This is a genomic window from Bacillus sp. LBG-1-113 (assembly GCF_020708615.1).
In the GTDB taxonomy this organism is placed as follows: Bacteria; Bacillota; Bacilli; order Bacillales; family Bacillaceae; genus Bacillus; species Bacillus mojavensis.
Genome location: NZ_JAJFDG010000002.1, coordinates 464323 through 491070, shown reverse-complemented (window position 1 = coordinate 491070; position 26748 = coordinate 464323). Strand labels below are relative to the sequence as shown.

The window sequence follows — 26748 nt, the reverse complement described above, 5'->3', positions numbered from 1 at the left end:
ATTATTTTGGTTATTTTTTCTTATTAAACAAGAAGAAACAATGATATAATACCTCTAATCAGGTGTATGTTGGAGCGATGCAAATTGAAAATACTAAAAGGCGCCTGCGGGAGAATTAAGCTTTATATTGCACTAGTAGTGATTCCGGCACTCGTCATAAGCTTTTTTGTCTATGAAAAGGAAAAAGAAACAATAGCTGCCGAACATAAGCAAGAAGCCAGTGTTATGCTGAATCTTCACCGCAACAAAATAAATTATTTAATCGGCGAAACAAAAGCGAGAATGACTTCCTTGTCTATTGCTATCGACAGACCGATAGATATTAAAAAAATGAAAACTGTTTTAGAAAAAACGTTTGATTCCGAACCAAGGTTTTCCGGTCTTTATTTGCTCAATGCCAAAGGAGATGTCACTGCCAGCGCAACAGAATTAAAAACTAAAGTCAATCTGGCCGACAGATCCTTTTTTACAAAAGCAAAACAGACAAAAAAGACTATCATTACAGACAGCTATTCAAGCAGAATTACAGGCCAGCCGATTTTTACAATTTGTGTTCCCGCGCTGGACGAAAAGAAAAATGTCACAGATTATCTTGTGGCAGCTATACAAATTGACTATCTGCAAAACCTGATTAACTTGCTGAGCCCTGATGTCTATATTGAAGTTGTGAACGAAAATGACAAAATGATTTTCTCAAGCGGACAGGCTTCTCACGCAAAGGATCAAAAACCTGTCAGCGGTTATCTCGATGATATCAGCTGGAATATGAAAGTATACCCGAATCCTGTCTCAATAGAGGAGCTGAGTAAAAGCCTTGTGCTTCCTCTTTCCTGTATTATCGTTTTGCTGAATATTCTTTTTATTCTTGTGCTTTATTATTTGCTGAAGCGGCGGACCCAACTGGAGCGCTCGGAAAATGAGCAGCAAAAATTAGAGCTGATCGGAACGCTTGCTGCCAGCACGGCTCACGAAATCCGCAATCCGCTCACCGGCATAAGCGGTTTTATTCAGCTGCTGCAAAAGAAATATAAAGGTGAAGAGGATCAGCTTTACTTTTCAATTATCGACCAAGAGATTAAACGTATCAACCAAATTGTGAGTGAGTTTTTAGTTCTCGGAAAACCGACAGCTGAGAAATGGGAGCTTAACTCGCTTCAGGATATTATCGAAGAAATTATGCCGATCATTTATTCTGAAGGAAATTTATATAATGTGGAGGTAGAGTTAACATTTTTAACTGATAAACCTCTAAAAGTAAAATGTACAAAAGACCATATTAAACAAGTCATTTTGAATGTTGCGAAAAATGGCCTTGAGTCTATGCCGGAAGGCGGCAAGCTCACAATTTCCTTAGGAGCAATTGATAAAAAGGCCATTATAAAAGTGATGGATAACGGCGAAGGGATATCACAGGAAATGCTGGAACATATCTTTCTTCCATTTGTCACTTCTAAAGAAAAAGGAACCGGCCTCGGGCTTGTCGTATGTAAACGGATCGTTCTGATGTACGGAGGTTCCATTCATATAGAAAGTGAAGTACGAAGAGGAACCGAGGTTACCATTACCCTCCCCGTCTCCTCTTCCTAGCCCCCTGACAGTCTCAGGAGGGCTTATTTTATTTTCGGGAACGGGTATTTCCATTCCCCTTGCTTACAGCTCCTCCTGAAAAGAAGTATCGGATCAAACGCAGAAGCATTTTTAAAAGCAAAAAGATGACAAAGAACACCAAAAAGCCTTTTAACCCTTCTGTTGCATCTAAAAACTCCATATTTCCCCGTCCGGTCACTTTTTGCTGAATCTCAATTGCAAATACGATCACAATGATGATCGTTACGGTATAGATAAAGGACAAAGCCGTCAAGCTCCATTTAGAAAGCCATGTAAATACAGCGTGAGTGACAGCGAAAAAGAAGATGCCAAATATCCCAATTACCCAAAAATGCATTTCTTTGTCGGTTAATTGAATGCCAAGCAGCCCGCATATCGAAATAAAAGCATCATGAAATTGGTTTATCATTTCAGTAATGACTACCGCCAGTTCTTTCATCAGTTCCCTCTTTCGTATGAAATTTTCCCAGAAAAAAAGAGCGCTTCTGAAAAGCTCTCTCTTTATATATGCATCAGATAGCGCCGCTATTTATGTGCATCATATGCAGGCATGACGTCTCTTCGGGGCCACAAGCCTAATTTCTTCACAAGGCCTTGAATTCCTTGGGAATGTTCGCTTTCTTGCATGAGCTGGTGGTATTCGTTCATTAAAGAATCCAGCTCCTGACTGTGTCTGATTGTGTCATGCCCTGTAAATCCCTGCTTACTAGCGGCGTCTATCATTAACTTTCTTTTTTCATCAATAGACACCAGCAATCTTTCTTGTTCAGAAGAACAGCCCATTCAATTCACCCCTCGCCGCTAAGAAATAGGAAACAAGTTTGATTGGGTTATTGTGCATTATTACAGATTATACTTTATTTGTAAACATATTTTTATTAAATAACTTAATTTTTCATTTATAATAGATATATTGATAGGATTAGAAGAACAATACCCAGACGAAGACCATCTTAAACACACCGGCAGGCAGGAGGAATGCTAAATGAAGAAAAAAAAAGCGATAATGCTCGGTGCAGCAGGCGGAAAAGCTATTCTGAAAAGAAAAACCCGCAAAAAATTAATCAATCATATTACAATCTTTTGCCAAATGCTCCGTGATTGGCGAAACGGTGACTATCCCCGTTCACAGATGAAAACACTTTTGCTTCTGACAGCTGCTGTCTTTTACATCATCATGCCGATTGATATGATTCCGGACTTCGTGCTCGGTTTAGGAATTCTTGACGATGCTGCCGTTCTCGGTTTGATTTGGACGCTGATCAAAAAAGAAATGTCCCAATACGAGGAATGGCGTTTACGATAAATTAAAAAGCCCCGCTTTTATAAACGGGGCTTTTTCTTCTTATTGGTTTACGCTGTCTTTTTCATAAATCGGAACCCAGCCTTCAGATGTAACAAAAATCCGCACCGCCACAACTTTGCGATCTTCTTGAAGCGTGAAGTAATGGCGGATATTTTCAGGTACTGAGATTAAATCTCCAGGATTTAAACGGACATCAAAAAATGTGCCGTCCTTGCCTTGAATGACGAAAATTCCGTGGCCGCTTACGATAAAACGGACTTCATCGTCTGTATGGTGATGTTCTCTTTTAAAGTTTTCAAGCAGTTCATCCAGTTTCGGATTAGTGTCAGACAAAGAGATGACATCTTGGGCTTTGTAGCCGCGGCGGGCTGAGATATCTTTAATTTCGGCGTCGAAGGTGTCAAGAATTTGTTGTTTTTCTTTTTCAGACAGGTCATATTTTTCTGAAAGCTGTTCAGGGAGCTTAGCGATATTCCATTGCTCATAGATTACCTCTTGACTGTCCAGAAAGCTTGCCACTTCTTCTTGATTTTCAATTGTTGTATTTGCCTCATCATGAATTCGAATTGTTGCCATTTGCGGTTCCCCCTTTTATTTAACCAGCTGATGCTGGAGTGTTTTCAGTTTCAAATGATAGCTGAATAAAAATTCATATGCTTCAAGCACTCTTTTCGCTTCAAATGCTGTTCTTCCCCAAGCCGTAATGCCATGGTTCCGGATCAGGACAGCTCCTGAATCTCCAGTAACCTGATCCGCGAAAAGCGTTGCGAGAGTCGGAATATGAGCCGGATTTTCTATAATTGGAATGGACACTTCTGCATTCTCTTCCCACAGGCCAAGCGCTTTTATAATTTCCTGTCCTTTAAAAGTGATTTGTTTTTGATCTCCATACAGCTCTGAGATGACGTTATTGTTTACCGTATGAATATGAAGGCAGCATCCGGCATTTGTTTTATTGTACAGGTGCGTATGCAAAAGCGTTTCCGCTGACGGTTTTAGATGATGTCCGCTTTCGGCAGGCTCTCCGTTCTGATCCACCAACAGGAAGTCTTCATCCGTTTCTTTTCGTTTATCTTTTCCGCTCGCCGTTACGAGAAATTGCAATGGCTCATCGGAAACCTTGATGGACAGGTTGCCGCTGGTCGCCGGAAACCAATCTCTTTCTGCCAACTCCCGTTTTACTTCGGCAAGCTCTCCCCAGCGCTCTTGTTTTGCAGCCATTTCTTTACCTCCGTTACGTCTTCAATTGCTTTCTTTATTTCATGAAAATCATGATATGGCATATGATTCAGATGATGCTCCTTGCATTCATTTAATAAATAATCCCTTGCAAAGCAAAGTTCAGACAGCTTTGCCGCCTCCACGTCGGTAACGGAGTCACCGATCATGATGATGTATTGATCCGGCTCACAAAGCTCGTTAATAACAGTCGGCTTGCAGCACCCGCATTGATTTGTGCATGTGCCTTTGCAAGAATGAGGCCAATCAATATGAATGAATTCATTCTCAAATGACGCACGGTTGCAATAAATATGATCTTTCTCAACAATTCCTTCAAGCAGCGGATAGACAAAAAAGTCCATCCCCCCGCTTACAACATAAAACGGGAGTTCATGCTCATTAACAAATGCGACAAATTCCTGAAAGCCGTCCCTGATTTTTGCGTCTTCTATTACAAATCTCGTAATCTCCTCTTTTAAACTGCTCGGCAGAAGGCCGAACATCCGCCCGACGCCTTCTTGGATCGACATTGTTTTGGAGAGTACGCCGTCTTTTAACGCAGTCCACTCTGGCGGAGCGAATGTTCTCATAATGTTTATAATGTTGTCGTTCATCGTGATGGTTCCATCAAAATCACATATAATCAACGGTTTTTGAGACGTCATACGGCTTCAGCCTTTCCCCATTTATCAAGCGCAAGCTTCAAATCTTCGCATTGACCGGCTTTTTCTTCAATCGGCTGCGCCTCCAAAACCGCATCAATCATAGTTCTGAACGCTTTGCCCCCGCCTTGGGCGCCGTTTGGATGTCCGTGTATGCCTCCTCCGGCGTTAATAATATGATCAATGCCGAAATCACGCATTAAAAGCGGAACCATACCAGGGTGAATGCCAGCAGACGGAACGGCAAATGTCTGATTAAAGGCATCTTCTCTTACGCATTCTTCATGAATTGCCAGCGCGTCTTCTCTCGGAAGCGCAACTGAACCGTATGGAGAAGGGAACAGACTGAAGTCAGCGCCGCAATATCGGTTTAATTTTCCGAGCAAAAGGGCATGGGAAAACCCATAAAACGGTGAGGACGTAAATGCCCCGCTGACTGCAGGGTGCGCCATAATGGGGATTGATATGTCCGGATCTTCCGCAAGGCTTTGCATGACGTCCAAACCGTAAGCGAAGACATTAAATAAAAGCGTATCCGCTCCCAATTCAGCGGCGCGTCTTGCTTTATCTTTAAGCTCAGCCGTTCTTCCAGTCAAATTCACTGCATACAGCGTTTTATGGCCGGTCTGCTCGTATGTTTCTTTCAAAATTTGTTTTCCCTCTGTAATTCTTGTTTCAAAAGGTGCTAAACCCGTCTCAAAGAAAATTTCATCGTCTTTGATTAAGTCAACCCCGCCGAGCGCCTGCTGCCTGAGCTGTTCTTTAATATCACTCAGGTCCCTTCCGATGACCCCTTTAAAAATGCTCATTAACAGCGGTCTTTCAAACTCTCCAAGCATCTTCCGGATGCCGTATACGCCAAACTTCGGTCCTGGAAGTGTACGCTTAAACGCTTCTGAAAATTCGAGATCTATTAATTTGATTTTTCCGTCCAGCGACAGCTTGCCAAACACAGTTGTCAGCAATGCCGGAATATCCTGTGAAAAATTCACCTCGGGATAAGCAATTGTGATGACCGCTTGTTTTCCTGATGCAAGATGTCCCTCTCTCTCCTCAACCTTCACAACCCGTCCCTTATGCTTTTGCATCTGCTCCTGCTTCACCAGAGGCAGATCAGTCCAAGAGCCCACCGTCAACCCTGTTGCGATTTGTTCTGCTTTTTTCACCGTGTCGGCTCCCGGATCGGTCAGGAGATATGTTGCTAATAATTCACTCATGCCAGAGCTCCTTTCATTTTTTAACCCATATAAAAAACCTCTTCAAACAGCAATGCGTCTAAAGAGGTTTCGTTTCTCGTCCGAATCTTATCTCTCAGCCGCCAGCTGCAAGAATTAGCACCGTGCTTTACAAGTCGGTTGCCGGGCTTCATCGGGCTCGTCCCTCTGCCTGCTCTTGATAAGAAAATATAGATTTTATAAATTATTTTGAATTATCCCACCGTTAAAGAATCTTGTCAATGCTTTTTTGGGTAAACAGGTTCAGTTTGCCAATTCGGTAAGCTGCTTCTTTGAGCCTCGCTTCACTCGTTAAGAGCCCCACTCTGACATACCCTTCTCCATATTCACCAAAGCCGTTTCCAGCTGCCACCGCCACATTCGCTTTTTCAAGCAAGAGATCTGAGAATTGCTCAGAGCTATAGCCTTCAGGCACCGGCAGCCACGCAAAAAATGAACCCGACGGTGCTGTTACATCCCAGCCGATTTCCCGGCATGCTGCTATCCAAGTGTTGCGCCTGCTTTCATATCGGGCATTTTGCTCCGCTACGCAAGTCTGCTCAGATAAAAGTGCCGTCTCAGCAGCCTGCTGGGTTGCTCTGAAAAGACTGACAAACATATGGTCTTGATAAAGATTGATCGCTTCTATGACCGAGGCGTTTCCAACTGCAAAACCGACCCGCCAGCCCGCCATATTATATGTTTTGGACAGTGTGTAAATTTCAATTCCGATATCTTTAGCGCCTTCAGTCTGCAAAAAACTTAAAGGCCTGTGTCCGTCAAAGCCCACTGCCCCGTAAGCAAAATCATGGATCACACAGATTTCGTTTTCTTTCGCAAAACTCACCGTTTCTTCAAAAAAATCTGCGGTAGCGACGGCTCCAGTCGGATTATTCGGATAATTCAAGTACATCAATTTCGCTTGTTCTCTTATGTCAGCGGGAATGCTTGCGTATTCAGGAAGAAACGCTTTCTCCTTAGTGAGCGGCATCATTTCCATTTTCGCTTTCGCAAGCGTGACACCGGACCAATAATCCGGATAACCGGGATCAGGAACCAAAATCGTATCCCCAGGATTTAGCAGGCATTGCGGCAGCTCGACAAGACCGGCTTTCCCGCCGAATAATACGGCTACTTCAGTTTCCGGATCAAGCTGAACGCCGTATTCTCTGTTATAAAATGCCGCCGCTGCTGATTTTAGACTGTGCGAACCTCGGAATGACGAGTATTTATGATTTTCGGGCTGAGCAACTGCTCGCTTCATTTCCTCCACGATATGCTCGGGCGTTGGCTGATCGGGATTCCCCTGCCCCAAATTAATGACATCATGTCCTTCTTTCAGCTTTCGATTCACTTTCTGCACTAGAGAAGCAAAGAATTGTTTAGGCAGTTCCTGCAGCACTTGAGAATGTTCAAATTTCATCTGTTTTCACCTTCTAAAAAAATCTTGAAATGATAGTCCAGTATCATATATGGTTAAATGAAAAAAGTAAAGAAAAATATGGGGTGTTAAAAAATGAAATGGACCATAGCTTGTCTTCAATTTGATATTTCATACGGAAAACCTTCTGAAAATATAAAAAAGGCTGAATATTTAATCGAAAAAGAGAGTAAACATGCTGATGTTCTTGTTCTCCCTGAATTATGGACGACCGGTTACGACCTTGCCAATCTTGATCAGCTTGCTGATGAAGACGGGCACACTGCTCAAAGCTGGCTGCAAAGAACCGCAAAAAAACACGGGGTTCATATTATCGCAGGATCTGTTGCTGTCAGAAAGGGTTCTGATGTTTATAATACAATGTTCATCGCAGATAAGGAAGGACGAATCATTAAAGAGTACAGCAAAGCCCATCTTTTTCAGCTGATGGATGAGCATGTATATTTATCAGCCGGTTCCGAGGACGGATACTTCGAGCTTGATGGCGTCAAAAGTTCAGGGTTGATCTGTTATGATATCCGTTTTCCGGAATGGATCAGAAAACATACGACAAAAGGCGCTAACGTGCTGTTCATTTCTGCGGAATGGCCTCTGCCCCGCCTTGATCATTGGAAAAGCCTGCTTATTGCGCGGGCCATTGAAAATCAATGCTTTGTCGCTGCCTGCAATTGCACAGGAGCTAATCCCGATAATGAATTCGCCGGGCACAGCCTGATTATTGACCCTTGGGGACGTATTTTGGCAGAGGGCGGCCGAGAAGAAGGCATTGTCAGAGCGGAAATTGACCTCCAAGAAAGCGTTGAGGCACGGGGGAAAATCCCTGTTTTCGATGATATCAGAAAAGATTTATATTAAAAAATATATTGACAATTAAAACACTCACCTGTTACTATGTTCATCAACTGATAAATTAGAATTGTTTAACAAGTGAATATATTCTCTTATCGAGAGTTGGGCGAGGGATTGGCCTTTTGACCCCAACAGCAACCGACCGTAATTCCATTGTGAAATGGGGCGCATCTTCATGGCGCCAGAGACTGTGGTCTCGTAAGGCACGGTGCTAATTCCATCAGATCTGATCTGAGAGATAAGAGAGGCGGGACATGATTGTTAAGCCTCCTTCTCTCTGAGAAGGAGGCTTTTTTACGGCCATTCTGCGGCACACATATCAAGATGTTACATAATTGGAGGGAATGACGATGGCAGTCACAAAAACACCTTTATACGAAACGTTAAATGAAAGCTCAGCTGTCGCCCTGGCGGTAAAACTCGGCTTGTTTCAAAGCAAAAGCACGCTGACATGCCAGGAAATCGGCGATGGAAATTTAAACTACGTCTTTCATATTTATGACCAAGAAAATGACAGGGCTTTGATCATTAAACAGGCGGTTCCTTATGCAAAAGTTGTCGGGGAAAGCTGGCCTCTGACAATCGATCGGGCAAGAATTGAAAGCAGCGCACTGATTCGTCAGGGTGAGCACGTCCCTCACCTCGTACCGAGAGTTTACTATTCAGATACCGCATTGGCGGTCACGGTCATGGAGGACCTTTCACATCTGAAGATCGCTAGAAAAGGACTTCTCGAAGGCGAAAATTATCCAAACCTGTCACGCGACGTTGGAGAATTTTTAGGAAAAACGCTTTTTTACTCCTCTGATTACGCACTTGAGCCTAAGGTGAAAAAACAGCTTGTTAAACAGTTTACAAATCCTGAGCTCTGCGATATTACCGAAAGACTTGTATTTACAGATCCTTTCTTTGATCATGATACAAATGAATTTGAGGAAGAGCTTCGTCCATATGTTGAAAAGCTTTGGAAAAATGACAAGGTCAAAGTTGAAGCCGCTAAGCTGAAAAAGTCATTTTTAACATCTGCCGAAACCCTGATTCATGGCGATCTGCATACAGGAAGCATTTTTGCCAGCGAGCTTGAGACAAAGGTGATTGATCCTGAATTCGCTTTTTACGGACCAATCGGTTTTGATGTAGGCCAATTTATCGCCAACTTATTGTTAAATGCACTCAGCCGTGACGGTGATGATCGAGATCCGTTATATGAACATGTAAAACAAGTTTGGAACACGTTTCAAACAACATTCAGTGAAGCCTGGGAGAAACACAGCCTCGATGTGTATGCCAAAATCGAAGGTTATCTCGCTGATACACTCAGCCATATTTTTGAAGAGGCAATTGGGTTTGCCGGCTGCGAACTGATACGCCGCACCATCGGCCTTGCCCATGTCGCAGATCTGGATACGATTGTACCGTTTGATAAACGAATCGAAAGAAAACGGCTGGCGTTGGAAACCGGTGCTGGCTTTATTGAAAAACGTTCACAATTAAAAACCATTACAGATGTTATTGAATGTTTTAAGTTACTTGTAAAGGAATGATTCAACCATGACCAATTCATTTGCTGTTCCGCGTTCTGTTGAATGGAAAGAAACAGCCATTAAGATTTTAAATCAGCAAAAGCTTCCTGATGTCACGGAATATTTGGAGCTGACAACGAAAGAAGAAGTATTTGACGCGATTGTCTCACTAAAAGTGAGAGGAGCCCCGGCGATCGGCATTACGGCAGCATTTGGGCTCGCGCTGGCGGCAAAAGACATCGAAACTGATAATGTGGCGGATTTCCGCCGCGAATTGGATAATATCAAAAATGATTTGAACAGTTCAAGGCCGACCGCGATCAATTTATCATGGGCGCTCGAAAGACTGAGCCATTCAATTCAAAACGCCATTTCTGTAAATGAAGCAAAAACCAACCTTGTCCATGAAGCGATTCAGATTCAAGTCGAGGATGAAGAAACGTGCCGGATGATTGGCCAAAACGCGCTTCAGCTTTTCAAAAGAGGCGACCGGATTATGACAATCTGCAATGCCGGTTCTATCGCGACAAGCCGCTATGGAACCGCACTTGCCCCGTTTTATTTGGCCAAACAAAAGGATTTGGGGCTTCATATTTATGCTTGTGAAACCAGACCGGTTCTTCAAGGTTCACGGCTTACTGCTTGGGAGCTGATGCAGGGCGGTATTGACGTCACTCTGATTACGGACAGTATGGCAGCCCATACGATGAAAGAAAAACAAATTTCTGCCGTCATCGTCGGCGCTGACCGAATTGCAAGGAACGGAGATACTGCGAATAAAATTGGCACTTACGGTCTTGCTATTTTAGCAAACGCCTTCGATATTCCGTTTTTTGTAGCAGCACCTTTATCTACTTTTGACACAAAAGTAAAAAGCGGGGCTGATATCCCGATAGAGGAACGGGATCCTGATGAAGTCAGGAACATTTCCGGCGTCCGGACCGCTCCGGCTGAAGTGCCTGTCTTTAATCCTGCTTTTGATATTACACCTCACCATCTTATTTCTGGGATCATTACTGAAAAAGGGATTATGACTGGTTCCTATGAAGAAGAAATTGACAAGCTGTTCACAGGCGAAAAGGTTCATTAAAAAACCGCTGAAGACTTTGCTCATAAAGGGGCGAGTCAGCGGTTTTTTTGTTTACTCATATTCATATTGATCATTTCATCTTTTTGAGCGCTGGATAAGATATGCAGTTTCACAAGCAGTTCGGCAAAAACGGCAATTTTCTCAGAGCGGCTCGGCTTCAATTGCTTTGTCCTCCTCTTTCATCAGACCAACTTTTTTAACTTAGTAAAATCATATGTCGGCAGCGAAAAAAGGGAACGTGCCATATGTTTTATTTTTCTTTGTAGGAGATTTGCTCGATGCTAAGCAAATAAGCTTTGATGTCAGTTTTGCTTCCGGCATACCCTGTTAACGTGCTGTTTTTGCCGATCACTCTGTGGCATGGGACAAATATCGGCAGATCATTTCGTTTATTTGCCTGTCCGACAGCACGTACCGCTTTCGGACTGCCTACCGCAACGGCGATATCAGCATAGCTTCGTGATTCTCCATATGGAATCATGGCAAGCGCCTCCCATACTTTTTGCTGAAAAGGCGTGCCCTTTTGGCTCAATGGCAGTGAGAATGTCCTTCTTCCCCCTGCAAAATATTCGTGAAGCTGCTTTTTCGCTTCTGCCAGAAAAGCAGTCTCTAACTGCTCCGCACCCTCAACAGATTCTTTCCACTCCATCAAATCTTCCTTACTGAGAAAGAGACGGGTGATGCGGCCTTCTTCCTCGACAATCGCGAGTTCCCCGAGCGGCGTTTCCGCTGTCGTATAGTAATTCATTCGTCTAGCCTTCTTTCTTCAAAATTCTGCCGGACGGGCAGTGTAAGATGGAAAACAGTTCCCTTTCCTTCTTCACTTTCCACCATTATTTTGCCTTGATGTTCTTCAATAATTTTATAGCTTACCATAAGCCCGAGTCCAGTTCCCCGTTCCTTTGTTGTATAAAACGGTTCTCCGAGACGCTTTAATTTATCCTCTGTGATTCCGACTCCTTCGTCTTTTAAAGATATTAAAATATGATGTTGATCAGCTTTTTTGATTGTCACATAAATATTGCCGCCGTCAGGCATGACTTCGATGGCATTCTTTAATATGTTGATAAAAACCTGTTTCAGCTGATTCGGTTCACAGTATATCGGCGGAATGTCGCCGACTAAATCCAGATGCATTTGTACGTTGCTGAGATTGGCTTGCGCGTTAAGAAGGTCTAATGTGTCTTTCATAATTTGTGTCACATGTTTCTCCTCATACATGATAGCCTGGGGCTTGGCTAAAATTAAAAACTCTGTGATGATGGATTCGATGCGCTTTAATTCTGAGGTGATGACGTTGAAGTAAAGAGAATAGTCTCCCTCCACACTTCCTTTCAGGAGCTGAATGAAGCCTTTAAGGGCTGTCATTGGATTTCTGATTTCGTGAGCGATGCCGGCAGCGAGTTCTCCAACCACATGGAGGGTATCAGATTTGCGAAGGCGCTCTTCCAGTTCTTTTCGCTCTGTGACATCTTTAAAGATAGCCAGGTTCATATTTTGAATAATATTTCGTTTAAATGAAAATTCTAGTTTTCTATTATCATTGCTGCTTAGCAAGAATGGGATTTCATTATCCATTTCATCGAAATTAATCTGCCTTGCCGGCGATGCCAAATTTTCTATTTCATAGGAAGATATAATATCAAGCAGGCTGTGTCTTTTTAGTTCTTCATGCGGCAGGCCCAAAATCTCGCTTGCTAACGGGTTGGCGTCGATGATTCGGTACTGATTGTCGAATAATACGTTGCCGTCCATTGAACCGTTGAACACTTTTCTGAATTTGAGCTCGCTTTCCCGAAGCTCCTTTTCCATCCGCTTTCGGTCACTGACATTTCTTAGAATTGTTAAGTGCTGGTTTTCAAGGATTGTCCGCTTTGAAGTAAATTCAAGCTCTTTGAACTGCCCGTTTCCCATTTGAAACAGCATCTCTTCTCTGATCTCACCGTATTTTGCATATTTTCTCTTCGTCATGCTGTATTTCTTCGAGTCCACGAGAAAATCACACAGCTTTCTTTTTAACAGCAAATTCATCGGCAGCTCAAAAATTTTACAGGCTGACTGATTGGCCTTAACGATTCTTCCGTCATTCGACCAGATGATAATGGCATCCATGGCGTTTTCAAAAATTTCTCTGAAGCGCTCCTCACTTTTAAATAGCTGGAGCTCCATGGATCTCTTCTCTGTGATATCCCGCATAATCGACATATAAAAACCGCTGATGATGTTAGACGTAATCGTAAATTCAAACAGCTTCTGATCTCCTGAACGAAGCCTGACAGGCAGCTCGCCCTTTGCTTTTCCCTTTCGATAGAGCGTGTGCCAAATGTTATCGAAATCTTTTCTTGAGCCGCTGTCTATAAATTGATACAGCGACAAATGTGACAACTCATTCTGATCGATTTCAAAGCTTTTGCAAAAGGACAGATTGGCATCAATAAAGCCGCCGTCTTTATCAAATAGAACGATTCCGTCAACGGCTCTGTCAAACAAGTCCTTAAAAAGCTGTTCATTCATAGAAAATTCCCGCTCCAAAATTTTCTTTGAAGAAATATCTCTCATAACGACAAAAAAGAAATCTTCACCAATCCCTCTTTTGGCAAGAAACTCAATATATTTTGTCGCTCCGCTGTCCAGCCGGATTGGAACCTCCTTCCACAGAAAACCTTTCTTAAAAAACTTCTTTACGGAAAGGTCCAGCTCATCCTTTGGAATAGAAAACAAAAAATCAATAACGGAACGCTCTTTCAAACCTTCCGCATCCACTTGAAGCATCCTTGCTGTTGCTTCATTTGCCTGCACGATTTTCATTTCATTATCACATATAAAAATAGCATCGAGCGTATTGTTCACAATCACTTGATGCTGATGCAATTCCTTTTTCAGCCGATCATTTTCTTGTTTGAGGCGCTTCAGTTCCTCTTTCAGACCTGAATTTGTCTCAACATCGAGAGTTTCCATGCGTAAACACTCCTTCTTCAAAACCTATCCCTCAATATTTCTACAAATTGCATGAACTTCCTTCATTCGCCCTATACATTTCAGAAAATTTCAGCGTCATTACATAAAGAAGACATTTTCAACGATCCTTACCGTCACTTTACATCGTCCTAACAATCAGCCATTTTTTCAAATCCTTTTTGATCTTTTATTTTAAAATAAATACCAACAGGGAATAATCTTTTAGTGACTGATTTAAAGAGAAGGTGATGCTATGAATAAATCGCGAGACAGTTATTTTGACAATGCAAAATTTTTATTGATATTCCTTGTTGTATTCGGTCATATTCTTCGATCTTTTATTCATGATAACAATTTTATGCTCTACCTCTACAAGTTCATTTACACATTCCACATGCCTGCCTTTATTCTTGTATCCGGTTATTTCGCCAAAGGTTTTAAACGTGCCGGATATGTGAAAAAGCTGGCGGTTAAGCTGATTATTCCATATTTGATTTTCCAAAGCATCTATTCCGTCTTTTATTACATTATTCAAGACGAAAGCATGACAAATATGAATCCGATTGATCCGCAATGGTCATTATGGTTTCTGGTAAGCTTATTTTTCTGGAATATCCTGCTCTATCCTTTTTCAAAGCTTTCTAAGCAGTGGGCGCTGTTTGTCAGCTGCGGAATCGCGGTGTTGATCGGCTATCTCGACTTTGTCAGCAGCACACTGAGCCTCTCCCGGACATTTGTATTCTTGCCGATGTTCCTTGTAGGGTTTTATTTGAATAAACATCACTTTGATTTACTGAGATCAAAACGAGGCAAACAGATTGCGCTCGGTGTGCTCGCTGCTGTATTTGTCATCTGTTGGGGGGTCGACTTTGACTATTCATGGCTGTTCGGCTCTAAGCCGTACTCATCATTTGGCGATGTCACCTTGGCAAGCGGTCTTTCCCGGATCAGCTGGTATGTCCTTGCATTTGCGGCAACCTTCAGCTTTTTAGCGCTTGTTCCGCAAAAACGCTATTTCTTTACAAAGTGGGGAACAAGGACATTTTACGTATACCTGCTCCACGGGTTTATCATTAAAACACTTCGGCAGGTCGGGCTTGAGGATGGACTCACGGACTATCAAAACTTAGTCATCCTGCTGCTCTTAACTGCTGCCCTTACCTCCATTCTCTCAAGCAATTTCGTCAAAACGGTTGCTCAGCCATTCATTGAACTGAGAATGACAGGTTTGCTTCAGCTAGTCAGAGGAAACAGCAAAAATGCCTATTTAAAATAGACAAACACCTCTTAAGCGGCATTCCGCCTAAGAGGTGTTTTTTATTTTTGTTTTTTCTCTTTTTTCTTTTTCGGCTTTGTTATTTCAAGAGTTTCAATTATTTTCCCAGCGTTGTAATCCCCGAGCTCACTTGAGAATTCTTCCTCAAGCACCTTCTTATTCATCGGCTTTTTATGATTTTGCATATCTTTGCTATGCTGGTTCTTTTTCATGATCACGCGCCTCCTTGCTGACCTTGTTTGGAATTGCGATTGGCCCCACGGAAATTCGGGTCGTCGTGATATTGAGTCTTATATGCATTTCTGTCCATACTCTCAGTCGGTGTATTGTTGTTTTTTATGGCTTCATTGACCTCAGCTTTACGTTTCACAGAAATCCTCCTCGCCAGTTTTTCAAATTTTTATTTCGCTTGAAAACGCAAGACCAGCTAATCAACTGCAGCTGGTTTATGTTAGGATCTCCAACTGGTGCCGGGTCACACATCTTTTTTTTGGCAATAAAAAACACCGCCAGATGCGGTGTTTAATTATCCAATAATGACTCTTTCCTTCGGATAATGATAATTTGCTTCAATTTCTTTTCTTCCGATCAGATAAAGGAAGGTCAATATTCCGATTCGTCCGATAAACATGACGATCATAATGACACATTTTCCTACGTTGCTCAAATCAGCTGTAATGCCGAGGGACAGACCGGTCGTTCCAAAGGCCGAACATACCTCAAACAAGAGCTCCAGCAGAGAATGCTTCTCTGTTATCGTAAGGATCAGTGTCGCTCCAAAAACGAGCAAAATCGCCATCATTGTGACAACAAGAGACTTCATCAGATCTGCTGGGTGCAGCTCCCGTTTGAATACTTTTACCGCTTTATTGCCGCGGGCAAAATGAAACAGCGCAAGCAGGTTCAAAGCAAACGTTGTTGTCCTTATGCCTCCTCCGACTGAGCTTGGTGAGGCACCGATAAACATCAGCGCACACATAAAAAACAGCGTGGGATCCGACAGCTGGCTGATATCAATTGTTGCAAGCCCTCCGCTTCGGGTAGCTGTTGATTGAAACAAAGAGAGAAACAAAATATCGTGCCAAGCCTTTCCCGCAAACGAGTGGCTTGCTTCCAGCGCATAGATGCCGATGGCGCCAAACACTACGAGTGAGCCAAACATAATCGTCGTGATTTTTGTAAAAAGCGTAAACGGATATCTCCGATGCTTTGAAAACAAGAAGTCCTTTACTTCGACAAGCACCGGAAAGCCAATCGCTCCGAATATGATCAAAAGCATCGTAATAAACTGCACAAAATAATCATGGCGGAACGGAACCATAGAATTTCCTGTTATATCAAACCCGCCATTTGTGGTTGCACTGACACTTGCAAAAAACCCGTGTAAATAAGCTTCTTGAAAGGAATCATAGTAGGTTAGAAAATAAGTGCCAAGTATGATTCCTCCAAAAAATTCAATCCACAATATAAGGAAAAGAACCTGTTTCATTAAATTGACAATTCCTGAAAACTGGGATTGATTTTGGTCTACCATAATCAATTTCCGTTCTTTAAGGCCTATTCTTTTTCCCATGATCAGCCAAATAAATGTGCCGAGCGTCATAATACCGATTCCGCCAAATTGCAGAACAAATGCCAAAATAAAAATGCCTGTAGTGCTGAATGTATCAGCTGTATCAACAACCGTCAGCCCCGTGACGCTGACTGAACTGACAGCCGTAAAAAGTGCGTCAATAAAGGTCCAATCCGCTCCCTGCTTATGGGCAGCAGGCAGACTCAGCAATATCAGGGCCACAGTTACTGCGAGAAAATAATATAATGCAATCAGCTGGGCCGGAGATAATGCCTGTATCAATTTTCCAAGCTTTAATCTCATGTGAAATCCTTCTGCCTCTCCATTTAAAGTACGGTAATTATTCTAAAGATATTAGTTCCATTTTTAAAGGCTTTTGCGAAACATTTTCTTAACTTGCATATTTTTTTATTATTTTAGTCAAAGTGAAACAGAAAAAAAACCTCTGAGGGTTCTCAGAGGAAGGATGTTTTGGTTTTATTTAGCTTCTAACCGTCTGATTCTTTCATCTAAATCAGGGTGAGTAGAGAAAAGCGATGAACGTTTCTTGCCATTAATCTTTAGCGTTTGGACAGCTGTCTGATCTTCTTCCATGATGCGGGAAGAATAGCTCTTAAGCGTTCGAAGAGCATGAATCATCTTATCCTTGCCGGCAAGATCAGCTCCTCCCCGGTCAGCATGGAATTCACGGTGGCGTGAATACGCAAAAACAACGAGGCTTCCGAGAATGGAAAAGACAATCTGAAACACAATCATTGCGATAAAATGAACAATCGGCGCAAGATCTTCCTTAACAAAGCGGCTCGCGATCCATGCAGCGATACGTGATAAAAAGACGACAAAGGTATTCACAATTCCTTGTAAAAGTGTCATTGTCACCATATCACCATTTGCAATATGCGCAACCTCATGGGCAAGCACGCCTTCAACCGCAGCGTCATCCATTTGGTCAAGCAGACCTGACGACACAGCGACAAGAGAGCGGCGTTTTGAAGGGCCAGTCGCAAACGCGTTCACTTCAGATGAGCGGTAAATTCCGACCTCCGGCATCTTCGTTAAGCCGGCAGAGCGGCTTAATTTATAAACACGGTCAACCAATTGCTGCTCTTCATAGCTAAGTGTATGTTTTTCCGGATTCAGCACTCTGACACCCATCATTGTTTTTGCCATCCATCTGGACATCGCAAGAGACATAAAGGAACCGACAAAACCGACGACTAAACTGAATACAAGAAGCGCAATAAGATTTATACCGCCATCAGCTGTAATGTACGTCCCAACTCCAGTAACAGAGCTTATGACAGATAAAACAATTCCGATTGTTGTAAGCACCAAAATATTCGTTAAAATAAACAGAAAAATTCTTTTCGCCATAATAACCTCCGTTATTTTTAAGATCAAAAGAACTTGTATATTTAAATTATAAAACATCTGTTTGAAAATGCAAGGATTTAGACGTATGATGTTAATGTATTGCTGACGCTTTAATAGTGCATTTATACATAAAGATTATATCCGCGTCAAATTGTCTTGAAGAGGTGAACAATGAATATTTTTAAACTCACTCGAATTGAGATGGTACGGCTGCTCTATTCCCTTAAAGGCCTGGGAGACATTAGCCCGCTCGACATCCTCGTCAAATCAGCGAATATGCCAGCGGAAGAAGCTGCAAGCCATCTTCAGATTCCGGAATTTCTTACAAGATATGAACGAAAAAAACAGAAAAAAGAATACGGTCTGTCTACCAACGAAATCGTTGAGCTTGGCAATTTATGCGAGCTAACGTCGTTAAAGTCAACCGCGATTCAAAATTGGGTGAAACGCGATATCAAAGATCTCATTGGCCATCCTGAGCTGGGTAAAAAGTATTCAGTTGAACAGGCAGTGATTCTTTTAATTGTACGTGACCTAAAATCCATTTATGACTTTGAACACATACGAGCTATCTTAAAAGTTGCTTTTAACACCATCTCAGACAGATCTGATGATGTCATCAGCCCGTTAGCATACTACGAAAGCTGCGCGCATGTGCTGCATGCCATTCATCACCAAGACACTCCTTCCATGAAGGATTCAAATCTTCAGCAGATCGTCGAACAGGAAACGGACCTTATCCGTCACCATTTTGAAGAGCTGAGTGACGCTCAATGGGTCAAAATCAGGCAGATTATTGCCATTACAGTTCTCTCCATTTTGACGTTCCATATTCAGGCGACCGCGAACAAAATGACCGCAGATATCCTATAATCAGGATGTACCCCGGCAGATTGCCGGGGGTTTTTTATTCCCCCACAACAATTGCCAGCATAAATAAACCCCGTACATTTCAAACTAAATACGCGTTAAGAATTTCTTACGAGAAAAAGGAGATGAAAAAAGATGGCGAGCAGAAATAAACTCGTTGTTCCAGGGGTGGAGCAGGCACTAGACCAATTTAAACTTGAAGTAGCTCAAGAATTCGGTGTGAACCTTGGTTCTGATACAGTTTCACGTGCAAACGGCTCTGTAGGCGGGGAAATGACAAAGCGTCTGGTTCAGCAAGCACAATCACAGCTAAATGGCACAAATAAATAAACTCAGGACTCTATTCGCCGGGGGCACTCGGCGAATCTTCAGTTTGAGCTGATTTATTATTGCTGCTGTAGCTATTTGGGTTACGGTGGTAAGAAGCATTATCACGATTAGATGAGGAATGACCCTTTCCTTTTTCACCGTTATTCCAATTTTTTTGATTCTTGCTATTCTGTTCACCATTGTCTTCTTCTTCATTTCCGTTATCTTGAGGATCTTGTGTAGGGGGTTGCTCAGTATCCCCATCTTTTTCAGTTTTCGTGTTTTCATCTGATTCCTTTACGTCTTTATTCAGTTCACTATCGTCATTCTGCGTGTCTGTTGTATCTTCTTTCTCTGAGTCCATATCATCCAGCTGTTCATTTTCTCCTTGTTTGCTGTCTTGATCATCTGTTAGATCCGTGTTTTCATCCTCGCTGCCGGTATTTTTTTGATCCTCTTCCCCGGATTTTTGAGAATCTTCGTTTGGATCTTTCACATTATTCTTTTCATTTGATTTTATGTAGCTTCCTGTTGATACGCCTTCCTTTTTTGCTTTTTCTCTCGTTTTCATATCGGTTTCGAGGGATTCCATGCGGTATGTCGTTTTATATTTTTCTGTTACATCATTCAGCTGTTTTTTTACTCCTGATTTATATGTATTGTCATCCGTATTTTCATAAACAGTGGAAATCAATATTTCTTTCGATTCCTTTACATATCCATGCTCGCTGCAATCCGTAATAATATCGTCTATCACCTTTTTAAAATCAGTCTCCTCCCAATCATCGATGTCACTGATAACCTTCTTGCCATCATCATTGAGGGGCGTCAGTTCAATCACTTCGTAATCGCTGTTTAACGCCATTTCGAAGCTTGGATTAATATCTATTGTCATATACGCATAGGCCTTGTCATTAGAGAAAACGGGGAGAATAATAAAAATAAAAAGCATAATAGCAGTCATCGTAAAAATCCCCATTTTGAAAGGGCGCAGTCTTAAAAAATCAAAAAAGCTGGCCCTTCTGCCCATGCGTGTCTCAGTCGGAAGCATGATTTCTTCTCCGATTTCATATGTTTGGCGATCATTTTTGGCTTTTAAAAATTGTCCGTCAGGGGTCAGCAACGTGACGAATTTTTTATTTTTCTCGACTATGATCCCTCTTCTCATGAGTGCAGCACCCCTTTAAGATAATCTTTTAAATAAATATAATCACCGGTAATGATAATGCACATGGCAATGATATATTTTCTGTTTCGCTCAATCGTTTTTCTGCTTACTGAAACGAGCTGTTCGAGCTGTTTAACAGGAAGCTGTTTCTTCGTATAAAGAATCGCAGCTAATTCTTCATGCTCTACAAGGGTGAGCGCCACCTTTATGGCGTTTTGCCTTGCGTCTGCATGCTTTGGAGAATGTTCAAGCAGCTCTTGAAATGAAAGACCGTAGTCTTTGAGCTGCTTTTGAAAATACAGGATTTCCTCACGCCTCTGTTCCTGTTCTATTTGGCGGCGGTATTCATCAATAGAAAGCTCGGCTTCAATCAAGCTTTGTGAGGATTCCTGATCGTCACCCTCCTGTAAATCCATATTAATATTTTGAGCGGTTCTTGCTTCTTTTCTAATGTAATCAATAACTTTTCTTTTTATAATAAGCTCTGCGAATGCGAGCAGCGAATTTCCTTTTTCAGGTGAGTATTTTTCAATAGCTTCGTTAAATGCAATCAGTCCGATGCTAAACTCATCGTCTTTTTCATCTATATATCGTTTACAAACGGATGAAACCGTCTTTGCGATAAATGGCTTATACTGCTGTATCAACTCGTTTTGCAGATCTTTATTGCCTTTTTGTATAATTTCAACAGCTTTTTCAAGCGTTTGCTTCTTTTTTCCCAATTTAAACAAAAGGCTAAGCACTGGTTTCACCTCAGTTCCTCCCTATAACTACTCATTAATGATAGCTAATTTGATAGGGAATCGCAAAGGAGAAAAAGAAATATTGATTTCCAATGTCTCAATTGTGACAATACAATCTCACGTACTATACAGGATTTCGTGCCCTTAAAGAGAATTTTGGGGGTTTTATAAGAGGTTTTTGTAACAAAGCTGTTATAAAAATGTTATTTTATTTCGTCAGTGAAAACGCTTCAAACATGAAAAGACTCTGCTTTTCAGCAGAGTCTTTATGATTAAGCCCTTTCTTGGCTTCTGTTATTTTGTTCGTTTTGTGCGTCTTCCGTCTGTTTTTTTGAGCCTGACATAAACCAGCCGCTAACTGCGATCGCCGCTAAGACAACCCAGAAAATCAGCTTCCATGTCCCTGAATGAATAAAGTGCGAGGAAACAATGGCTATGTCATCATGTGCGAGTGTATATAAAGCAAGCTTTACCCCGACCCATCCGACAATTACAAAAGCTGCTGTTTCTAGGCTTGGACGTTCCTTTAAAAGCTTAACAAACATCGAAGCCGCAAAACGCATAATCACCAGCCCGATAATGCCTCCGGCCAAAATAACGAGGAATTGTCCTCCATCAAGTCCGCCGATCTTCGGAAGTGAAGTTCCAGGCAGCGTAACCGCCAGAGCGACTGCTGCTAAGATGGAGTCTACAGCAAAAGCAATATCTGCCAGCTCAACCTTTAATACAGTCGGCCAAAATCCGCTTTGCTTCGTCACCTTATGATTGTCTTCTTTCTTAAATACATATCTTTTGAGCAAGTGGCTTGCTGCAATATACAGCAAATAGATCGCGCCAATGGCTTGAACCTGCCATACATTGACCAAAAAAGAAATAGCGAATAAAGAACCAAATCTCAAAACAAAGGCGCCTGCCAGCCCGTAAAACAATGCCTTCTTTCTTTGCTCCTCCGGCAGATGTTTTACCATAACCGCCATCACTAAAGCGTTATCGGCGGCTAAAATACCTTCCAGCCCGATCAAGACGAGAAGAACCCAACCATACTCCAATAATAATGCTGCATCCATAAATGATACCCTCCCAAAAAAGTTGTTTTCTTTCTCTTCATCCGATCTTATGCCGGCCGGACATGCAAAAAAGACCTTTGCCGACATAAGGCAAAGGTCTTGCTAGACATGAATTCAGGCATGCCAACAAAGCCGATGGATATCACTATCCATGAAATGACGACTTTGTTTCCGGAAACATTCCGGACGCTACTCCCCTTTGGGATTTCAAGAAATATCATATTATAAGTCAATGATATGCGGAGCGAGCTTATTTGTCAACGCTTATTTTTTAAAAAGACTGAAAAATGTTCAGACTGCATTCGTTTTTTCCTCTTCTTTATCACTAAATAGAGAACAAAAAAGATCAAAATGGCGATTCCGATCGGAAGCATATATTGGTCTAGAATAGAGCCAACGTCTTTCCAATTTTCTCCGAGCTTCACGCCGAGATATACATAAACAAATGTGATCGGCAGCATGGCGATAAATGTATAAAAAGAAAACACCCAGACATTCATTTTTGCGATGCCGCACGGTATGGAAATCAGGGTGCGGACCCCCGGCAGGAAGCGGCCGCTGAAAGCGACAAAACCGCCATGTTTTTTAAAAAATTCATCCGATTTGTCAAGAGCCTCAGGCTTTATAAAGAGATACTTTCCGAAACGTTCAAGAAACGGCCTGCCTCCATAACGTCCGATCCAATACAGGGTGAGCGGACCGGCGACTCCTCCTAATGATCCTGCCAGAACAGCGCCGGCAAGCGTCATGTCACCTTTCGATACCCAATAACCCGCAAGCGGAAGGACAATTTCAGCCGGTATAAATTCAATACAGAGCGCCAGAAAAATTCCGAAATAAGATAAGCTTTTAAATGCTTCTATCCAGGACATAACCAATTCTTCGATCATCTTCACTTCCCTTTTCCCTGATCTATGTATACACATTTTTGTTTTTAACTCAAAACATCAAAATGATTTTAACATATTTTTGACGGTCAGCAGAACTAAAAACAGAGATTCTTCATTCCAAACGTTTTTCTGACAATTTCTCTAGGCATATAGACTGAAATTCTTTAGCTGGCAGCCGATATTAAGGAGAGTCAACCAGACTGGAACACACGGGGGAATCTCCATATGGAATTACACGTAACATATAATACAGCACTCATATGTTTATCTATTCTTATTGCTTGTGCAGCATCTTTCACCTCCCTTGAACTATCAAGAAAAGTCACCATTCATACAGGATTAAAAAGCAAGGTGTGGCTGATTGCAGGCTCTTTCATCATGGGCTTTGGGATTTGGTCTATGCATTTTATCGGAATGATGGCTGTTCATACGGAGGTACCGATGCATTATGAACTGGTGCCTTTAGTTGCCTCGATTGCAGCTGCTGTTTCTGGATCATTTGTTTCTTTATATATTGTCAGCCGGTATATGCTTACCTTTTACAGGCTGCTTACAGGATCGGTGATGCTGGGTGCATCGATTTCATCTATGCATTATATCGGAATGTCTTCCATTTCCCGGGTAATGATGATATATGAACCGCTGCTGTTTACATTATCCATTGTCATTGCCATTGCAGCATCATTCGTCTCACTAAAGATTTTCTTTGACTTGTCCATGAAAAAACCTGCAGACCATTTGCTGATTTATAAAATAATCAGTGCCTTAATAATGGGAATTGGCATTTCGGGAATGCATTATACAGGAATGATGGCCGCTACATTTTATAAAGATAGTGCACCTCCCGACCATCATATGGAAGTCCATACATTCGATTGGTCTATTTTGATTGCCTTAATCATCTTCTGTATTCAAACGTTATTATTATTCAGTTCCCATGCCGATCGAAAATTCATGAAACAAAATGAACGCATGAAGGATAACGAACAGCGGTTTCAATCTTTAATTATTCACAATATTGATGCGATCTTTATCCTGTCATTAAAAGGAGATATTATTTCTTCTAATCATGCTGGTGAGGATATGATGAATAACTTCGGCTTAAACCATCAAAATTGGAATCACTATATGCCGACAAAAATCAATGCGCTTTTTAAGCAGGTCAAAAGCGAAAAACAAGCCATTAACAGCGATGCCACTCTTATGACGGAAAAAGGCCAGTTTCATTTGAATATTACGTTTATACCTGTTGAAGTTAATCAAGAACTGGACAGCATATATGTCATCTGTAAAGATGTGACAAAACAGTACAGAGCCGAAAAAAAAATCCATAGAATGGCTCATTACGACTCACTTACAGATTTACCCAACAGAAGACATGCGATCTCCCACCTAACAAAGGCCTTGAACCGCGAGCATGCCCTGGATTATAACACCGTGGTATTTTTCTTAGATTTGAATCGATTTAAAGTGATAAATGATGCATTAGGCCACAATGTCGGCGATCAGCTGCTCCAGCTCGCGGCTAAACGGCTTTCATCTGTTATCCCAGATAATGGGTTTATCGCGCGGCTTGGGGGTGATGAATTCATTATTATTTTGACTGACGCCAATACCGGAACGGGTGAAGCAGACATTTTGGCTAAAAAAATCATTCAGCAATTCAAAAAGCCATTTAAAATTCAGGACCACACACTGATTACATCCGTCAGCATCGGTATTGCGATTTCTCCTAAAGACGGAACAGACGGCCCTGAATTGATGAAAAAGGCAGATATGGCAATGTATGCGGCCAAAGAGCGAAACAAAAGCAAATACAGATACTACTCTTTCTCAATCGGCAATAAAGAAACCGTCAAGCTTAATCAAGAAATGGAGCTGAGGGAAGCGATTGATAACAAAAGATTTGTCTTGCATTATCAGCCGCAATTCAGTTCAAAAGATCAGAAGATGACAGGTGCTGAAGCGCTCATACGCCTTGTCACTCCAGACGGCAATCTGCGTCCGCCTGGAGAATTCATCGGTGTTGCCGAAGAAACCGGCCTTATTATTGATATCGGAAAGTGGATTATTGATGAGGCGTGCCGGCAGGCAAAAGTGTGGCACGACAAAGGATTTGATCTTTCTGTCGCCATTAATATTTCCGCCAGACAGTTTCAATCAGAGGAACTGATTCCGCTCATCAAGAATACCCTTTTTAAATACAGGCTTCCCCCTCGCCTTCTTGAAGTTGAAGTAACAGAAAGCATGACCATGGATAATCTAGACCACTCCAAAAAGGTTCTATCTTCTTTAACCAAATTAGGCATCAGGATCAGCATTGACGATTTTGGCACGGGGCACAGTTCTCTAAGCTATCTAAAGGATTTTCCGATTCACAGACTGAAAATCGATAAATCATTCATCGATGATATTCAGACTCATCCGAAATCAGAACAAATTACCGGTGCCATTATTGCCATGGGCCATCAGCTGTCTTTACAAGTCATTGCCGAAGGCGTAGAAAACTCCGGCCAAAAACAGCTGCTTGACGAAAAAGGCTGTGACCATTTACAGGGCTTCTTTTTCAGCAGACCGATACCGCCGGAACAGCTTGAACACTTGATATTAAACCAGCCGCCGCGTTAACAGCGCCGGCTGTTTTTTATACCCATAAGTTACTACACATGAATCCCCCCTCATATCTCCACAATAATGAAAAAAAGGTGGTTCATCGATATGCACACAATGTGGAAGGGATCCATCAGCTTCGGTTTGGTGAATATCCCCATCAAGCTTTATGCCGCCACAGAAGATAAAGACATTAAGCTGCGAAGTCTTCATAAAGAAGATCATGCGCCAATTAAATATGAAAAAATATGCACGAACTGTGAAAAAACGCTCAGCCCTGATGAAATTGTGAAGGGATATGAATACGTAAAAGGAAAATATGTCGTGCTGACTGATGAAGATTTAAAAAGCTTAAAGCAGGAGCATGAAGAGAAAGCGGTTGAAATTGTCGATTTTGTTCAACTGCAGGAAATAGACCCGATATATTTTAACCGTTCCTACTATGTCGGGCCCGGTGATAACGGCACAAAAGCCTATACTCTTCTTCGCGAGGCGCTTCGATCCACCGGAAAAATCGGGATCGCCAATATGACGATCAGGTCGAAACAGCAGCTTGCCATTCTCCGCGTATATGAAAATTGCATCGTAATGGAATCCATTCATTATCCCGATGAGGTAAGAAGCGCTGCCCACGTACCCGGAGTGCCTGATCAATCAAATGTAAATGATAAAGAACTGCAGACCGCCATTACGTTAATAGATGAGCTGACAACTGAATTTCAGCCAGAACAATACGAGGACACGTATCGAAAAGCCTTGCTGCAAAGAGTCAATGATAAGCTTGAAAATAAAGAAACAGCCGTTACTCCTGACAAAGCGCCTCCTCGTGAGGATGTGATTGACCTGGTCAGCGCACTTCAAGCCAGCATCGATCGAACCAAAAGGCCGAATCGGGAAAAACCAGCGGCAACACCAGCCGAAGGCGGAGAACCGAAAGGAGCCGGAGAAAAAAAGCAGAAAACCACTAGAAAAAAAGTCTCCGGCACATCATAGCCA

General features: G+C 42.1%; 27 protein-coding genes, 1 pseudogene and 2 riboswitches. Of the genes and pseudogenes, 10 read left to right on the top strand and 18 right to left on the bottom strand.

Going from position 1 to position 26748, the window contains the following annotated elements; genetic code table 11:
- Positions 1-66: 66 nt before the first annotated feature.
- The gene (locus LJF29_RS08715) at positions 67-1587 is read left to right on the top strand and encodes a PAS domain-containing sensor histidine kinase (protein ID WP_168747611.1); all 1521 of its coding nucleotides are present in this window, start codon (positions 67-69) and stop codon (positions 1585-1587) included.
- A gap of 28 nt (positions 1588-1615) precedes the next feature.
- Here the strand turns inward: LJF29_RS08715 and LJF29_RS08710 are convergent, their stop codons facing one another.
- Together LJF29_RS08710 and LJF29_RS08705 are read right to left on the bottom strand one after the other, a co-directional pair.
- Positions 1616-2047, bottom strand: a complete 432-nt coding sequence (locus LJF29_RS08710) for a hypothetical protein (RefSeq protein ID WP_168747610.1) — start codon at positions 2045-2047, stop codon at positions 1616-1618.
- Positions 2048-2133: 86 nt separating this feature from the next.
- A complete protein-coding gene (locus tag LJF29_RS08705; RefSeq protein WP_010334007.1) occupies positions 2134-2391 on the bottom strand; it encodes an aspartyl-phosphate phosphatase Spo0E family protein in 258 nt (85 codons plus the stop codon).
- 202 nt (positions 2392-2593) lie between these two features.
- Between LJF29_RS08705 and LJF29_RS08700 the strand changes: the two genes are divergently transcribed.
- Complete coding sequence (locus LJF29_RS08700; protein WP_168747609.1) at positions 2594-2914, top strand: YkvA family protein; 321 nt, start codon at positions 2594-2596, stop codon at positions 2912-2914.
- Between the two features lie 39 nt (positions 2915-2953).
- Here the strand turns inward: LJF29_RS08700 and LJF29_RS08695 are convergent, their stop codons facing one another.
- The 5 genes from LJF29_RS08695 to LJF29_RS08675 all read right to left on the bottom strand — a co-directional run bounded on the left by LJF29_RS08695 (position 2954) and on the right by LJF29_RS08675 (position 7434).
- Positions 2954-3490 (bottom strand): 1,2-dihydroxy-3-keto-5-methylthiopentene dioxygenase, encoded by a 537-nt coding sequence (locus LJF29_RS08695; RefSeq protein ID WP_229148061.1) that lies wholly within the window; start codon positions 3488-3490, stop codon positions 2954-2956.
- A gap of 15 nt (positions 3491-3505) precedes the next feature.
- On the bottom strand, positions 3506-4135 hold the full coding sequence (locus LJF29_RS08690) for a methylthioribulose 1-phosphate dehydratase (protein ID WP_010334004.1): 630 nt from the start codon (positions 4133-4135) through the stop codon (positions 3506-3508).
- Positions 4093-4800, bottom strand: coding sequence for a 2-hydroxy-3-keto-5-methylthiopentenyl-1-phosphate phosphatase (gene mtnX / locus LJF29_RS08685; RefSeq protein WP_229148059.1), 708 nt, complete (start codon positions 4798-4800; stop codon positions 4093-4095). The genes LJF29_RS08690 and mtnX overlap by 43 nt, the downstream gene beginning before the upstream one ends.
- Positions 4797-6014 carry a 2,3-diketo-5-methylthiopentyl-1-phosphate enolase gene (gene mtnW / locus LJF29_RS08680; RefSeq protein WP_229148058.1) on the bottom strand — a complete coding sequence of 406 codons (1218 nt, stop codon included), beginning with the start codon at positions 6012-6014 and terminating at the stop codon, positions 4797-4799. Before mtnW ends, mtnX begins: the two co-directional genes overlap by 4 nt.
- Positions 6015-6098: 84 nt before the next feature.
- A riboswitch (SAM riboswitch) is annotated at positions 6099-6199 on the bottom strand.
- A gap of 38 nt (positions 6200-6237) precedes the next feature.
- Complete coding sequence (locus LJF29_RS08675) at positions 6238-7434, bottom strand: pyridoxal phosphate-dependent aminotransferase (protein ID WP_229148054.1); 1197 nt, start codon at positions 7432-7434, stop codon at positions 6238-6240.
- Positions 7435-7527: 93 nt separating this feature from the next.
- Here LJF29_RS08675 and LJF29_RS08670 point away from each other — a divergent pair, with 93 nt between their 5' ends.
- The 3 genes from LJF29_RS08670 (at position 7528) to mtnA (ending at position 10914) form a co-directional block, all read left to right on the top strand.
- Positions 7528-8307 carry a carbon-nitrogen family hydrolase gene (locus LJF29_RS08670; RefSeq protein ID WP_229148053.1) on the top strand — a complete coding sequence of 260 codons (780 nt, stop codon included), beginning with the start codon at positions 7528-7530 and terminating at the stop codon, positions 8305-8307.
- Between the two features lie 83 nt (positions 8308-8390).
- Positions 8391-8546: riboswitch (SAM riboswitch) on the top strand.
- 105 nt (positions 8547-8651) lie between these two features.
- Positions 8652-9845, top strand: coding sequence for an S-methyl-5-thioribose kinase (mtnK, locus tag LJF29_RS08665; RefSeq protein WP_229148050.1), 1194 nt, complete (start codon positions 8652-8654; stop codon positions 9843-9845).
- A 7-nt stretch (positions 9846-9852) separates the two neighbouring features.
- Positions 9853-10914: an S-methyl-5-thioribose-1-phosphate isomerase gene (gene mtnA, locus LJF29_RS08660; RefSeq protein ID WP_229148049.1), complete on the top strand. Its 1062-nt coding sequence runs from the start codon at positions 9853-9855 to the stop codon at positions 10912-10914.
- Positions 10915-10949: 35 nt separating this feature from the next.
- Here the strand turns inward: mtnA and LJF29_RS08655 are convergent, their stop codons facing one another.
- From LJF29_RS08655 to LJF29_RS08645, 3 genes are all read right to left on the bottom strand, one after another.
- A complete protein-coding gene (locus LJF29_RS08655; RefSeq protein ID WP_010333997.1) occupies positions 10950-11075 on the bottom strand; it encodes a hypothetical protein in 126 nt (41 codons plus the stop codon).
- An 89-nt stretch (positions 11076-11164) separates the two neighbouring features.
- Entirely contained in the window at positions 11165-11662 is a 498-nt protein-coding gene (locus LJF29_RS08650) for a methylated-DNA--[protein]-cysteine S-methyltransferase (protein WP_229148047.1), read from the bottom strand.
- The gene (locus tag LJF29_RS08645) at positions 11659-13872 is read right to left on the bottom strand and encodes a PAS domain-containing sensor histidine kinase (RefSeq protein ID WP_229148046.1); all 2214 of its coding nucleotides are present in this window, start codon (positions 13870-13872) and stop codon (positions 11659-11661) included. The genes LJF29_RS08650 and LJF29_RS08645 overlap by 4 nt, the downstream gene beginning before the upstream one ends.
- Before the next feature lie 253 nt (positions 13873-14125).
- Here LJF29_RS08645 and LJF29_RS08640 point away from each other — a divergent pair, with 253 nt between their 5' ends.
- Entirely contained in the window at positions 14126-15148 is a 1023-nt protein-coding gene (locus LJF29_RS08640) for an acyltransferase family protein (RefSeq protein WP_010333994.1), read from the top strand.
- Between the two features lie 41 nt (positions 15149-15189).
- Here LJF29_RS08640 and LJF29_RS08635 read toward each other — a convergent pair whose 3' ends face one another.
- The 4 genes from LJF29_RS08635 to htpX form a co-directional block, all read right to left on the bottom strand.
- Positions 15190-15360: a hypothetical protein gene (locus LJF29_RS08635; RefSeq protein ID WP_010333993.1), complete on the bottom strand. Its 171-nt coding sequence runs from the start codon at positions 15358-15360 to the stop codon at positions 15190-15192.
- A gap of 2 nt (positions 15361-15362) precedes the next feature.
- Positions 15363-15518 carry a hypothetical protein gene (locus LJF29_RS08630; protein WP_010333992.1) on the bottom strand — a complete coding sequence of 52 codons (156 nt, stop codon included), beginning with the start codon at positions 15516-15518 and terminating at the stop codon, positions 15363-15365.
- Between the two features lie 156 nt (positions 15519-15674).
- Positions 15675-17024 carry a Ktr system potassium transporter KtrD gene (ktrD, locus tag LJF29_RS08625; protein WP_010333991.1) on the bottom strand — a complete coding sequence of 450 codons (1350 nt, stop codon included), beginning with the start codon at positions 17022-17024 and terminating at the stop codon, positions 15675-15677.
- Positions 17025-17198: 174 nt separating this feature from the next.
- Positions 17199-18095, bottom strand: a complete 897-nt coding sequence (htpX, locus tag LJF29_RS08620) for a protease HtpX (protein ID WP_010333990.1) — start codon at positions 18093-18095, stop codon at positions 17199-17201.
- A 171-nt stretch (positions 18096-18266) separates the two neighbouring features.
- On the opposite strand from htpX, the gene LJF29_RS08615 reads away from it, so the two are divergent.
- Positions 18267-18968 carry a DUF1836 domain-containing protein gene (locus LJF29_RS08615; protein ID WP_010333989.1) on the top strand — a complete coding sequence of 234 codons (702 nt, stop codon included), beginning with the start codon at positions 18267-18269 and terminating at the stop codon, positions 18966-18968.
- A gap of 132 nt (positions 18969-19100) precedes the next feature.
- Complete coding sequence (gene sspD, locus LJF29_RS08610; protein ID WP_010333988.1) at positions 19101-19295, top strand: acid-soluble spore protein SspD; 195 nt, start codon at positions 19101-19103, stop codon at positions 19293-19295.
- 10 nt (positions 19296-19305) lie between these two features.
- On the opposite strand, the gene LJF29_RS08605 is transcribed toward sspD, so the two are convergent.
- The 4 genes from LJF29_RS08605 to LJF29_RS08590 all read right to left on the bottom strand — a co-directional run bounded on the left by LJF29_RS08605 (position 19306) and on the right by LJF29_RS08590 (position 23178).
- Positions 19306-20442 carry an anti-sigma factor domain-containing protein gene (locus LJF29_RS08605; RefSeq protein WP_229148045.1) on the bottom strand — a complete coding sequence of 379 codons (1137 nt, stop codon included), beginning with the start codon at positions 20440-20442 and terminating at the stop codon, positions 19306-19308.
- The gene (gene sigI / locus LJF29_RS08600) at positions 20439-21194 is read right to left on the bottom strand and encodes an RNA polymerase sigma factor SigI (protein ID WP_229148044.1); all 756 of its coding nucleotides are present in this window, start codon (positions 21192-21194) and stop codon (positions 20439-20441) included. Before sigI ends, LJF29_RS08605 begins: the two co-directional genes overlap by 4 nt.
- 263 nt (positions 21195-21457) lie before the next feature.
- A complete protein-coding gene (locus LJF29_RS08595; RefSeq protein ID WP_420709691.1) occupies positions 21458-22252 on the bottom strand; it encodes a TerC family protein in 795 nt (264 codons plus the stop codon).
- A 257-nt stretch (positions 22253-22509) separates the two neighbouring features.
- Positions 22510-23178, bottom strand: a complete 669-nt coding sequence (locus tag LJF29_RS08590; RefSeq protein ID WP_229148042.1) for a DedA family protein — start codon at positions 23176-23178, stop codon at positions 22510-22512.
- Positions 23179-23367: 189 nt separating this feature from the next.
- Here LJF29_RS08590 and LJF29_RS08585 point away from each other — a divergent pair, with 189 nt between their 5' ends.
- Both LJF29_RS08585 and LJF29_RS08580 read left to right on the top strand, forming a co-directional pair.
- Positions 23368-25770, top strand: coding sequence for an EAL domain-containing protein (locus LJF29_RS08585; protein WP_229148041.1), 2403 nt, complete (start codon positions 23368-23370; stop codon positions 25768-25770).
- A 38-nt stretch (positions 25771-25808) separates the two neighbouring features.
- Positions 25809-26745 (top strand): annotated as a pseudogene (locus LJF29_RS08580) (Ku protein).
- Positions 26746-26748 lie beyond the last annotated feature (3 nt).

Bases quoted from the DNA above. Each gene is read 5' to 3' on its own strand.
- LJF29_RS08715 (WP_168747611.1), top strand. From the start codon at position 67: ATGTTGGAGCGATGCAAATTGAAAATACTAAAAGGCGCCTGCGGGAGA.
- LJF29_RS08710 (WP_168747610.1), bottom strand. From the start codon at position 2,047: ATGAAAGAACTGGCGGTAGTCATTACTGAAATGATAAACCAATTTCAT.
- LJF29_RS08705 (WP_010334007.1), bottom strand. From the start codon at position 2,391: ATGGGCTGTTCTTCTGAACAAGAAAGATTGCTGGTGTCTATTGATGAA.
- LJF29_RS08700 (WP_168747609.1), top strand. From the start codon at position 2,594: ATGAAGAAAAAAAAAGCGATAATGCTCGGTGCAGCAGGCGGAAAAGCT.
- LJF29_RS08695 (WP_229148061.1), bottom strand. From the start codon at position 3,490: ATGGCAACAATTCGAATTCATGATGAGGCAAATACAACAATTGAAAAT.
- LJF29_RS08690 (WP_010334004.1), bottom strand. From the start codon at position 4,135: ATGGCTGCAAAACAAGAGCGCTGGGGAGAGCTTGCCGAAGTAAAACGG.
- mtnX (WP_229148059.1), bottom strand. From the start codon at position 4,800: ATGACGTCTCAAAAACCGTTGATTATATGTGATTTTGATGGAACCATC.
- mtnW (WP_229148058.1), bottom strand. From the start codon at position 6,014: ATGAGTGAATTATTAGCAACATATCTCCTGACCGATCCGGGAGCCGAC.
- LJF29_RS08675 (WP_229148054.1), bottom strand. From the start codon at position 7,434: ATGAAATTTGAACATTCTCAAGTGCTGCAGGAACTGCCTAAACAATTC.
- LJF29_RS08670 (WP_229148053.1), top strand. From the start codon at position 7,528: ATGAAATGGACCATAGCTTGTCTTCAATTTGATATTTCATACGGAAAA.
- mtnK (WP_229148050.1), top strand. From the start codon at position 8,652: ATGGCAGTCACAAAAACACCTTTATACGAAACGTTAAATGAAAGCTCA.
- mtnA (WP_229148049.1), top strand. From the start codon at position 9,853: ATGACCAATTCATTTGCTGTTCCGCGTTCTGTTGAATGGAAAGAAACA.
- LJF29_RS08650 (WP_229148047.1), bottom strand. From the start codon at position 11,662: ATGAATTACTATACGACAGCGGAAACGCCGCTCGGGGAACTCGCGATT.
- LJF29_RS08645 (WP_229148046.1), bottom strand. From the start codon at position 13,872: ATGGAAACTCTCGATGTTGAGACAAATTCAGGTCTGAAAGAGGAACTG.
- LJF29_RS08640 (WP_010333994.1), top strand. From the start codon at position 14,126: ATGAATAAATCGCGAGACAGTTATTTTGACAATGCAAAATTTTTATTG.
- LJF29_RS08635 (WP_010333993.1), bottom strand. From the start codon at position 15,360: ATGAAAAAGAACCAGCATAGCAAAGATATGCAAAATCATAAAAAGCCG.
- ktrD (WP_010333991.1), bottom strand. From the start codon at position 17,024: ATGAGATTAAAGCTTGGAAAATTGATACAGGCATTATCTCCGGCCCAG.
- htpX (WP_010333990.1), bottom strand. From the start codon at position 18,095: ATGGCGAAAAGAATTTTTCTGTTTATTTTAACGAATATTTTGGTGCTT.
- LJF29_RS08615 (WP_010333989.1), top strand. From the start codon at position 18,267: ATGAATATTTTTAAACTCACTCGAATTGAGATGGTACGGCTGCTCTAT.
- sspD (WP_010333988.1), top strand. From the start codon at position 19,101: ATGGCGAGCAGAAATAAACTCGTTGTTCCAGGGGTGGAGCAGGCACTA.
- LJF29_RS08605 (WP_229148045.1), bottom strand. From the start codon at position 20,442: ATGAGAAGAGGGATCATAGTCGAGAAAAATAAAAAATTCGTCACGTTG.
- LJF29_RS08595 (WP_420709691.1), bottom strand. From the start codon at position 22,252: ATGGATGCAGCATTATTATTGGAGTATGGTTGGGTTCTTCTCGTCTTG.
- LJF29_RS08590 (WP_229148042.1), bottom strand. From the start codon at position 23,178: ATGTGTATACATAGATCAGGGAAAAGGGAAGTGAAGATGATCGAAGAA.
- LJF29_RS08585 (WP_229148041.1), top strand. From the start codon at position 23,368: ATGGAATTACACGTAACATATAATACAGCACTCATATGTTTATCTATT.